This is a genomic window from Chryseobacterium sp. T20 (assembly GCF_047345655.1).
Taxonomy (GTDB): Bacteria; Bacteroidota; Bacteroidia; order Flavobacteriales; family Weeksellaceae; genus Chryseobacterium.
In genome coordinates this window covers 114,752-126,064 of sequence record NZ_JBLFDU010000014.1, presented here as the reverse complement: position 1 = coordinate 126,064, position 11,313 = coordinate 114,752, and the positions used below count along the sequence as shown (strand labels likewise).

General features: G+C 38.5%; 5 protein-coding genes. All 5 read right to left on the bottom strand.

Annotation, left to right across the window (positions count from 1 at the left end; genetic code table 11):
• Positions 1–287: 287 nt before the first annotated feature.
• Positions 288–614, bottom strand: coding sequence for a VanZ family protein (locus ACMA47_RS22735; RefSeq protein WP_076596928.1), 327 nt, complete (start codon positions 612–614; stop codon positions 288–290).
• Positions 615–639: 25 nt separating this feature from the next.
• Positions 640–1,017, bottom strand: a complete 378-nt coding sequence (gene gcvH / locus ACMA47_RS22730) for a glycine cleavage system protein GcvH (RefSeq protein WP_034695881.1) — start codon at positions 1,015–1,017, stop codon at positions 640–642.
• Between the two features lie 105 nt (positions 1,018–1,122).
• Entirely contained in the window at positions 1,123–8,154 is a 7,032-nt protein-coding gene (gene sprA / locus ACMA47_RS22725; protein ID WP_413931607.1) for a cell surface protein SprA, read from the bottom strand.
• 57 nt (positions 8,155–8,211) lie between these two features.
• Positions 8,212–8,796, bottom strand: a complete 585-nt coding sequence (ruvA, locus tag ACMA47_RS22720) for a Holliday junction branch migration protein RuvA (protein ID WP_413931606.1) — start codon at positions 8,794–8,796, stop codon at positions 8,212–8,214.
• A gap of 228 nt (positions 8,797–9,024) precedes the next feature.
• A complete protein-coding gene (locus ACMA47_RS22715; protein ID WP_413931605.1) occupies positions 9,025–11,310 on the bottom strand; it encodes an NADP-dependent malic enzyme in 2,286 nt (761 codons plus the stop codon).
• Positions 11,311–11,313 lie beyond the last annotated feature (3 nt).

The window sequence follows — 11,313 nt, the reverse complement described above, 5'->3', positions numbered from 1 at the left end:
AATTTATAATTCATAACTCATCATTCATCATTTACAACTCCTTCCCTAGCCCTGATAGAAATGGTTACCCCGCAGCTTGGGTTGGATACTGGGTGGGTTGGAGCGTGGGAGTGCGCTGGCGCGAGGAGTAAAAATGGATAGCAGGAATTAGCTCCTAATTAGGTTGGAGAGTTTGAGGGTTTGAGTGTGAGAGAGTTGGTGAGTAATAGAGTTTCTGAGTGGAAGAGTTAAGAGTGCTAGAGATATCAGGCTACTAGATGAATTGAAATCCTGGCAGAATTCAAAGGTTAAAAGAAACGTTTGATTAATAACTTATAGGTATAGTATCCTAATAAGCATCCAATGGTATCTGCTACGATGTCTAAAGTTTCCATAGATCTGCCCAGTCCCATTTCTTCCTGTAGAATTTCGGTGAGGAAGGCATAGAGAAGGATGATCTGAAAAAAGTAAGAGAATTTTATTTTGGGGAATGCAGCAATGAAAGAGAAACCCAAGGCGGCAAATATACTAAGATGCAATACCTTGTCGATACCGCTGAACATGAACCAATATTCATGATTTTCTTCTCCTGGCTTGAGAAGCATATAAGTAAGAAATGCCCAATAAATGGGCAGTATCTTACTAAATATTTTTGAAATCTTATCCAATGATCGCTTTATAATCATCCGCAGAAAGTAACTCTGACTGATCTGCCCCATCAGCAATTTCCAATTTGATGATCCATCCGTCTCCATAAGGATCTGTATTTAACAGTTCAGGCTGATCTTCTAATTCTGAATTAAACTCAATAACCTTTCCTGCGATAGGTAAGAATAGATCTGAAACAGTTTTTACTGCTTCTACACTTCCGAAAACGTCTCCTCCATTAAGATCATCATCTACAGTATCTACATCAACGTAAACGATATCTCCAAGTTCTCCTTGTGCGAAGTCTGTAATACCGATTGTAGCAACGTTACCTTCGATCTTGATCCATTCGTGATCTTTCGTGTACTTTAATTCTGATGGTGTGTTCATTTTTAAATTTTTATTTTGTACAAATGTATTCAAAAATATAGTAGCTTCAAATATTGGATATAAAAAAAGTCCTTCAAATGAAGGACTTTTATGTTTGTATTATTTTTAGAATCCACCTCCGGATTCACCGAATGTAAATGTGGCTGAGATACCTGCTCTGACCGTAGACAGCGGGAATGCTGTGGAGATCTTATATTTTGAGGTCATCTGTTCGTAGAATACTCTCAGATTCAGATTCTCGGAAACATTGTAGTCTGCGGAAAGTTTAATATTCATTAATCTTTGTCCTCCCGTAACCTGAGCATCATTCAACAGGATATTCATAATGGATGTTTTACTGTCTCTTAATGAAATATCACCTCGGATATTTAGGTCACTTCCTTTTCCTCTTGTTCCTCTTCCTCTGATATTGGCTGTTCCCAATCTGAAGTTTCTGACAATATAACCAAGTCTTACTACATATTCTGTATTGGCATCTTCGGTAAGAGTCTGGTTGACTAATCCCAGTACCATCATTCTGGTTCTGTTGTACTGTATTCCGAACTGCATATTGTTTCTCATGGTAACATCTACTCCGATAAGTGGTGAGAAAGATTCTACATATCCAACCTGTGCGAATGTATATGGATTGATCTTATCTCCTGCGTTTTTGACTACATTCCCTGCATTATCCACTGTCTGATAATATCCGTTCGGGTTGCCGTGATAGTCTACATTGCTTTGAATACCTGTTGCCGTATACGTAGCAGTATAGGCATGTAAGATATCAAACTTCGTGAACTGCCCACTGATCATTGGGATATTTTTTAATCCGGAATAGGTAATTCTCCAGTTTGGCAATGGGAATCCCGCTTTTTTAGGATTACCCATAGGCGTCACAGATTTCCCTTCCATCGCAGCTCTAAAGGCTGGAATCAATACATAGGCATTTCCAATGCTATAGTGCTGAGCAAATCCGTTATTATCCAATACTGCTCCAGGACCTCCCAACTGTTGAGAAAGCGCTCTTGCATTTTCTCTGATCGCCTGATAAACGGCCTGTCCATCTTTAAACGATGTACTAAGAAGCATTGTCGTATTGGAATATGTTGTCATTTCGCTGGCGAATGTAAAGTCCGGATCAGGAACCCCACCATTAGTATAGTTAAATCCTGTATGGGAGAAGTTACTGTTGAAGGTATGCAACACATTAAGGTCAACTCTTAGATCATTCATCGGCATCACCTGTAAGTCTGCTCTCAATTCTTTGGTAGACATTCTTACGTATGGATCCGTCATATAATTGGAACCACTCACCCATCCGTTTTCCATTACGGTTCTTCTGATATCTGCCTGAGAACCTAGAAGGAATCCTAGCGTCGGACCTCCTAATGTCTGTCCGGATCCATACCAGTTTGGCGCTGATATTAACCCTGGAAGTACTGTTCCATTCGTTTCGTTATAACTTACGTTTAACTGTTTGAAAGAGGTCAGTAAGAATGCTGCACTTTGAAGTGGGGTAAGTTTATTTTTAAATTTATATTTTTTGTATCTGTATCTGTTTTTCTCCCACTGCTTCGCATACACATTGTTCAGAGAGTCCATCTCCTGTCTGCGCTTCTGAAGTTTGGCATTAATATTTTTGAAATAATTAAACTGGCCAAAGAACTTAGGAAGATCTGCAGAAGCAGTTGCCTGAATAACATTGGTATTCTGTCCAACAGATCCTAAACTTGCTGTCTGGTTCGTATTAGGATCTACAAATCCAGTCAACGAAGTAGATCTTGCAGCCCAGTTGTAGGTAAATCCGTATCCTACTTCTGCATCAATGAAATCCAGATAAGGCAGATACTGGAACGGCAGTTTATAATTCAACTGTGCTCTGTGATTATACAATACCGGTCTTCCGGCTCTGAATACATTTCCGAAAATGGATTTACTATCCATCGAGTTTACGTCCAGATTGTCATTCAACGTTCTGGTTGCGGAGTTGATTTCCAGTTTTAATGATTTCGTGAAATTGAATCCTAGTCCATATTGCCATCCAAAGAAGAAGTTTCTGTTTCTGATAGCATCAAAATTATTATTCATGTCTCCGTTCAGGATTGCTTCCACATTTCTGAACTCAAGTTCGTTATAATTTCTGTCGATTTCAGTTCTGAAAGATATTCTTGTAGGAATTGGATTAATATTGAATTCCTTCACCCATCTCAGATACTTTGTAGATTTCGCCGTATCACTGATCATCTTATTGAAAGGTTTCAGTACCCACGGTTTAAACGTGTAGTTATAATCAATATACCCTCTCAGATACTGTCTGTAATTTCTTTTGGTATAGATGTCTCTGAAATAGTCATCGTTATAAACAGCAGTTACTGATACGTTTTCGATATCATAAAACTTAGGTTTTTTATTTGGATTTACTCTTTCTTTGTGCATGTTAACGACACCTATACTTCTCTGTTGAGTATAGGTTCTCGCTACCTTTTTCAATTGATCTTTGTTTGGAGCTTTATTGAATTCCACGTCGGTATCCAGAGGGTTGTACTTTGGATCTTCAATAGTCTGCGAGTAAGAATAATTTAAAGGAATCTTTACCCCTGTTTTTTCCGGAAGGAATTTATCTACATTGATCGCAGTATTGATACTGAATGCCGACTGAGTAGATTGTGTTCTTTCCGCAGGTTTTGAATCGATATTTCCGAAACCAACTGAGGTATAAGAGGCATTGGCATTCACTGTTGCCAGGTCTCCCATATTGAAGTTTAAGCTGGCATTTCCTGCATATCCACCATCATTCTCAATTTCAGAAAGACGGATTTCGTTAACCCAAAGAACCCTTGTTATGGTAGAGTTTGTTCTTGGATCTGCATTTCTTACCCCAATCATAATGGTGGTAATATTTCCTAAACTTGGTCTACCTTTGATATAAATATTTTTATAAGGTTCCTGATATCCTGTGTCAACGGTTCTATTCGTAATAGCAACACCTGATTTGTCTCTTCTGATTTTAGCATCTACAAAGTTCTGAACATCAAAATCAACTTCATTTTCCATTGGCCATATCTCCATAGGAGCAGTAGCTGTAGTAGGAGTCATTCTTAAAGATGATTCATACTCATAATAGTTATCAGTGGCATCGCTTCCGAAACGAATAAAGAATTTGGTATTCTCATCCAATCCAATCACTCTGTTCAATGGATCGTGAGCGTGTACAAACAGCTTCAGCTTTTTGTATCTTCTCATATCCAACGTTGTATTTTTGAATACTCCTCTTGCCTCAGTTTTAAGATCTTTCACTTTCATGTAAAGTGACGCTTCATTCTGTCTCTGCGCTCCTGCATTTCCACTCAATACCTGTCTGTCAATTCCCGGAGGCAATACATATGGAGGTTGGTTCAATGCATTTTCTTCAATATTTACACTTCCTATTTCAAAGTTTGGATCTGTCACAGTTCCCGTTCCTTCGTCGGAATTAGGAACATTTACACTGGCAATTTTACTGGTATATTTTCTCCAGTCTGATCTTACAAGATCCATTGTTCCGAATCTCAGAGTAGAGGTCTGATCAAATCCTGCCAGCATCAATCTTGCAAATCTTACGTTATTCAATACTGCATCTTCGTGTGTTCCTTCAGCTGGATCATAATTCGCCACAGGAATTCTGAACAAATACCATTTAACATCTGAACTCTGTCCGTTCTGGAAAGTTGCTTTTACAGTTTTTACATCTACAATATTGTTTGACCCAAGTGACAAACTTGGTTGGTCAAGCTTTATAACATATTGGTTATAGTTTTCAGTCTGATCCAGGTTATAATCTTTGTTGATATCTTCCGCATCCGGAGTTTGGGAAGCTACATTCAGAGAGTTTGCTTCTGAGTTTCCTTCAGGGTTTCTGAAATATTTGTATCGTTCTACAACAGAGGCAGCCTGGCTTCCTGTAAATTTATCAGAAAGATAGAATACGAAGTCATCCACTGCAGGGTCAACAATATTGGTTACCGGGTTTACAAATGTATTTCCAAATCTCATTGCTTCCTGATCAGAAGTAAGACCATCATATCCGGCATCCTGTATTTTTCTTTCATCTCCTTCTGTAGAGAATGCATATAAAATTGGTGGCTGTTTTGGCTGAGTTCCCCAGTTTGAATTCGTTGTAGAAGATGGATTACCTGGAGTTGGAAGTCCATTTTCATACTGCATTTTTCCATCTTTCAGAACATCTTCAGAAACGTTTCCTAAGTGAAGCAAAAGTTTTGGATCAGTACCCAGAGTTTTACCATCTGCATAAGGGTCCATCATCCAGAATTCAACGTATTCAATGTTTGAAGTAACAAAGTTCGGAACACTGATGGATCTCATAATCCCTGCCCATCTGCTTTGTGCCTGTTCTGCTAATGGGTTTACGTTGTATGGTCCTTTTTCTTTAGGGAAATATGAAATATCGAAAGTATTCGTGAAGGTTTGTTCTCCTGCTACGAAATCTCTGTTGTTATAGATCTCAGAATATTGTACTCTTCTGGAAGCGTGGTTGGATACGGACTGTGGTGTAATTCCTGAAGGAGCTTTTCCTCCAACTCCCCAGAATCTAGGGTCGATATTATACCATGTTAATAATCCTCTTCCATATCCGCTTGTAATATCATCATTTGCCGGAACTGTGTTAAATGGCGGCAATGTATTTTTTTCCGGTTTTGAAGCAAGACTCCATGCTGCCGGTTCTTTTAAGGATATTTTAGAAGTTGTCTGTTCAAAGTCGTCAATGTAAGACTGATTGTTTGTTCCTTTATTCAATCCAGGTAATAAGTATGCGGCTTCCATCTTAAAGTTTAAGTTGGAAGGAGCTTCCGTTTTTACCATAGGAAGTTTGTTGGTCAATCTTGTAAGGTAAGGAGCCTGATTGTTATACATCAAGTTGATCCCTGCCATCGTATTGTTTACCGCTTCCTGTCCGAAGTTTACTTTCTGGGTCAGTGGAGATTCTGAGTAATTGATCACCGTTCCTCCTAAGATAAAGTTTTCACTGAATCTTCTTTCTAAATTTAATCCTAAGAATCTTTTTCTCTGGGTATTAAATGTCAACTGGTTTTCCAGTGAAATATTGATGGCCTGTCCGGACTGTTTTATATTTTCATTAATGATCGTAACCGTACCAAGCATGTAGTCTACCGTATAGTCAACTCCTTCTGTAAGCTGTACCCCGTTTGCAGCCACTTTTACTGATCCCTGAGGAACGTTTACTGCTCCTAAAGATATACCTTGACCCTGAACACCTTTATAACGGCCTTCCATTGTATACCTCTGGGAAAGGTTACTGGAGATCGCCTGTTGTTTTTGTTTGGTATAAAGATCCTGAAAAACATATTGAGGATCACTTGTCCCTAATTTTGATTCCAGAAATTTACCGAAGGGCTGTACTTTAGTAAAGATAACTCTTCCTGTTTCAGGTCTGATGGTAATCCCATTAACAAAGTCAAAAATACCATCTCCTTTACTTCCGTCTTTATTATTCTGGATATCGCCGTTCATATTGAGACGGTCCCAGTTGAATAATTTTAGTAAGTTCTGATCTTTCACAGGAGTATCCGGAAGATAATTTACTTTACCTCCTGTTTTTGGATCTCTGTAATATACGTTAAGGATAAAGCCATCAGGAGATACCTGTCCTGCATCTATAGAATAAACGTTCTTCATCATCAGATCCCACATTGGAGACTGCGTGTTCACCTTATTGTTTACTCTCAATACTTTGGTGATCAATACCGGGCTTTCTTCAGAAAACTCCCCTACTTTGTATACTTTATTGCTTCCGTTCACAGTATATGAGTAGGAAACGGCTAAAAGCTGCTGATCATTAAGCTTCTGATTTAATGAAATATATCCCAACTGTGGCTGGAAGGTAAATTCATTACTGTTCAGCTTTCTTGCTTTTGTATTGTATATGAATTGTTCTCCGTTATCATAAGGAGTGGGATCACCAGGAAGTACCTGTCCCTGGAAAATAGTCCCATAGTTTTTCCCTGCTTCTCTGCTTCCTGCTACGGATGAAACAGCATCATAAAGACCGTTCAGAGAGTTATCCGGTAGAGTAACTCCACCAGGGCCTTCACCAAGATCTCTGATCCCGATAATACTTTTCTGATAAGCCAGATTACTGTTCCCCTGATCAAGTACCCAAACTTCCATTCTGGTAATATTGATGGTTGAGTTGATCTGTGGATAATTAAGCAAAGCATCATCATATTTGTTCAGGAAATAATGTCCTAAAAAGAAGTGTTGGTTTTCTTCATAGTCAATGGCATTGACTTTAAAATTATTCATCACACCACCTCCCTGTACTACAATATTACGGGCCTCTCCCTGTTGCTGGGAAAGGACTACTGTTCCAAATGTTTTTCCTAACTGGAATTCTGTTTTCACCCCGAATAGTGATTGGGAACCACGGATAAGACTGGTTGAAAGCGGCATGTTTACGTTACCAAATTCAACTCTTTTGATGATTTTATCTTCTCCTCCCTCATTGGGTTTATCTACATTTCCAAGACCTTTACTCTGAAGATCTTTCCAGCTTCCTTTTGCCTGCCAGACAAGGTTCATTCTGTTTTCAAAAGCAAAACCACTCTGGGTATCATAATTGGCCTTTAACTGAAGGTTTTCCCCTACTTTCCCTAATAATCCAAGCTGAATTCTCTGGTCAATATCAAAGGTAAAACTGGTCCTGTTTTGGGGCAGGATCATTGGGTTATCTATTTTCTGGTAAAGTCCTGCAAAATCCAAGGATGCATATCCTGAAGGGATGATTTCAATTTTGTTACCTCCGAAAATGGTTTCAAAAAGCCTGTTATTGATCATCACAGAAGGGATAAGTCCTTTTCTCCTCGCATCTGATTTATCTTTTCTGAAAAGGAGATTGTACTTATCAGATTTGTCCTTATAGTAAGCTCTGGTCTGGCTGGCAAGCATATATTCTTTATACTCTTCCGGAGACATGGCTGTGGGAGGACCTGTAATGGTATTTCCGATTTTGGGATACACATAGTACATCCCGGTTTTTATGTCGTAATAGGCTTCATACCTCGTAGGGTCAGCCACTTCATATTGTTTTCTTATGATCGCTGTATCTTTCTGTGCCTGTGCAAAAGCACTGACAGACATACACAGGAACGACAGGAACAAAAATATGTTAAGATGCTTAATATTCGCCACCAAATGTTAAATGTTTTTTAAGATTTGTTTAACCAATTCTTCTACCGAGATGCTTGGATTTTGTTTTATAAATTTATCCGCAATCTTCTCGCTCGTTCGTTTAGGAATCCCTAAAACTTCTAATGCAGATAACGATTCTTCCTTGATTTTATTATCCACCATCACAGAAATGTTCGCGTTTGGATCGCTGTATTTCTGTACTTTATCTTTAAGATCTACAATAATTCTTTCGGCAGTTTTTGTACCGATTCCTTTTGCTTTTTGGATCAGTGCACTGTTTCCGGAAAGTATAGCAGAAGCAATCTCATCAAGACTCAATGTTGACAACAGAATAAGGGCTGAAACAGCTCCTACTCCATTAACGCTTATTAACAGATTGAACATTTCTTTTTCTGAACGTGTGTTAAATCCAAAGAGAAGATGAGCATCTTCACGAATGATCTGCTGAATAAATAAAAAGGTCTGCTGATTCAAAACCAGCGTCTGTGAGGTCATCAAACTGATTCCCACGTAGTAACCAACTCCTTGAACATTGATGACAGCGTAGGTAGGCGTAAGTTCTTGAACAGTGCCTTGTAAAGAAAATATCATTATTAATTTTTAAAACTCCCAAATATAGCAATTTAAACTAATTAATGTTTTCATTTGATGTACGAATGATTTTTAACTTAAATTTCAAATAAGAATTCAAGGAATTAACAGAAAAACAAAAGACTCCAAAATATGGAGTCTTTTTACTATCTGAACACGGTTTACAGTGTCATTTTTTAAATAAGAGGAATGGATTACTGATTTACAGTTACCCTTCAAACCTTTGTATTATTTCTTCTCTCTTCTTTGAGCATCAAGAACAGCAATGGTAGCAAGGTTTACAATCTCATCAACGCTTGAACGCATCTGAAGTACGTGTACCGGCTGCTTTAATCCCATTAAGATAGGTCCGATTACCTGTGCTACTTTCATTCCTCTCAGAATTTTGTAAGAAAGGTTTGCACTTTCCAGATTCGGGAAGATGAATGTGTTGGCAGGTGTAGTTCCTAGTTTTGAGAATGGGTAATCGCTCAGGTGATCTGCATTCATTGCAAAATCCGGCTGAATTTCACCATCCACAACCATTTTAGGGAATTTCTCATGAAGGATGTTCACTGCTTTTGCTACTTTTTTAGAAGTTTCAGAGATGGCAGCAAAGTTTTCAAATCCAAGCATTGCAATTCTTGGTTCGATAGCAAAAGATTTTACTGTAAATTCTGCCATTTTAGCAATATTCACAAGATCTTCAGCGGTAGGATTTTGATTGATAGAAGTATCTGCGAAGAAAATAGGTTTCTTTTCAGACAGAATCATCATCATTGCCGCTACTTTGTCTACTCCTTTATCTTTTTCTATCACTTCTAAAACAGGACGTAAAACGGAAGTATAGTTTTTAGAGAATCCTACAATAAGTCCATCCGTATCACCATGCTTCAGCATCAAAGGTCCGAAATAGTCTCTCTGACGTACGTATCTTTTCGCTTTGTACTCGTTCATTCCTTTTCTCTGACGAAGTTTCCAAAGGGTTTCTCTGTATTTTTTTCTGTTTTCTTTCTGATCGTCATCACTTGGATCAATGATTGGAACATCCAGGGTAATTCCGTAACGCTCCATTTGCTCCTTGATGTATTTTTTATCTCCTAAAAGACTTGGGTAAGCAATTCCTTCTTCATAAAGAATCTGAGCTGCTTTTAATACATTGTATTCTTCAGCATTTCCAAGGGTAATTCTTTTCGGATTGGATTTCGCACGGCTCTGCATCATTCTTACCAATCTTTCATCTCTACCCATTCTGTCTAAAAGCTGGTGTTCATATTCATCAAAATCCGTAATGGTTTTTCTGGCAACACCACTTTCAATAGCTGCTTTAGCAACAGCGCTTGATACTTTTGTAATCAATCTGTTATCAAACGGTTTCGGAATGAAATATTCTCTTCCAAACTGAAGGTTCTGAACGTTGTATGCTAAAATTACAGCTTCCGGTACTGGTTCTTTGGCAAGATCAGCAATGGCGTGTACGGCAGCCAGTTTCATATCTTCATTAATTCCTGTAGCCTGTACATCTAATGCTCCACGGAAGATATAAGGGAATCCTAATACATTGTTTACCTGGTTAGGATAATCACTTCTTCCTGTTGCCATGATCACATCTTTACGAGTCTCAAGAGCAAGATCATAAGCAATTTCCGGATCAGGGTTCGCAAGAGCAAATACGATAGGGTTATCATTCATGCTCAACAACATGTCCGGAGTCATCACGTTTCCTTTTGACAATCCTACAAAAACATCAGATCCTTTTACAGCGTCTTCTAATGTTTCAATATCTGTCTGAGCGATGAAATCTAATTTTTCAGGAGTAAGGTTTTCTCTTTTATGATTGATTACTCCTTTACTGTCACACATCAGGACGTTTTCTTTTTTCAATCCTAATGAAATATAAAGCTTGGTACATGCGATAGCTGCAGCACCAGCTCCATTCACCACCATTTTCACTTTATCAATATCTTTATTGGCAATCTGCAGAGAGTTGATCAATGCAGCAGCAGAGATAATGGCTGTTCCGTGCTGGTCATCGTGCATCAAAGGAATATTCAATTCCTCTTTCAGTCTTTGTTCTATATAAAAAGCTTCAGGAGCTTTAATATCTTCCAGGTTGATCCCTCCAAAAGTAGGAGCAATCCCTTTTACAATTTCAATAAATTTATCCGGATCTTTTTCGTCGATCTCAATATCAAAAACGTTGATATCTGCAAAGATTTTGAATAAAAGTCCTTTCCCTTCCATTACAGGTTTTGAAGCCTCAGCACCGATGTCTCCCAGTCCAAGTACGGCAGTACCGTTAGAAATTACTGCTACCAGGTTTCCTTTTCCTGTATAATCATATACAGTTTCCGGCTTATCATGAATTTCCATACAAGGAACTGCTACTCCCGGAGAGTAAGCCAATGACAAATCTCTTTGAGAAGAGTGTGGCTTTGATGGGATAACTTCAATTTTTCCTTTGGGTTCTGCTTTATGATAATCTAGCGCTGCCTGGCTAAAGTTCTTTTCGTCACGATTGTTGTTACTTGACATAAA

Excerpts from the sequence above, each read along its gene's own strand:
- sprA (WP_413931607.1), bottom strand. The coding sequence starts at position 8,154 with ATGTCTGTCAGTGCTTTTGCACAGGCACAGAAAGATACAGCGATCATA.
- ruvA (WP_413931606.1), bottom strand. The coding sequence starts at position 8,796 with ATGATATTTTCTTTACAAGGCACTGTTCAAGAACTTACGCCTACCTAC.
- ACMA47_RS22715 (WP_413931605.1), bottom strand. The coding sequence starts at position 11,310 with ATGTCAAGTAACAACAATCGTGACGAAAAGAACTTTAGCCAGGCAGCG.
- gcvH (WP_034695881.1), bottom strand. The coding sequence starts at position 1,017 with ATGAACACACCATCAGAATTAAAGTACACGAAAGATCACGAATGGATC.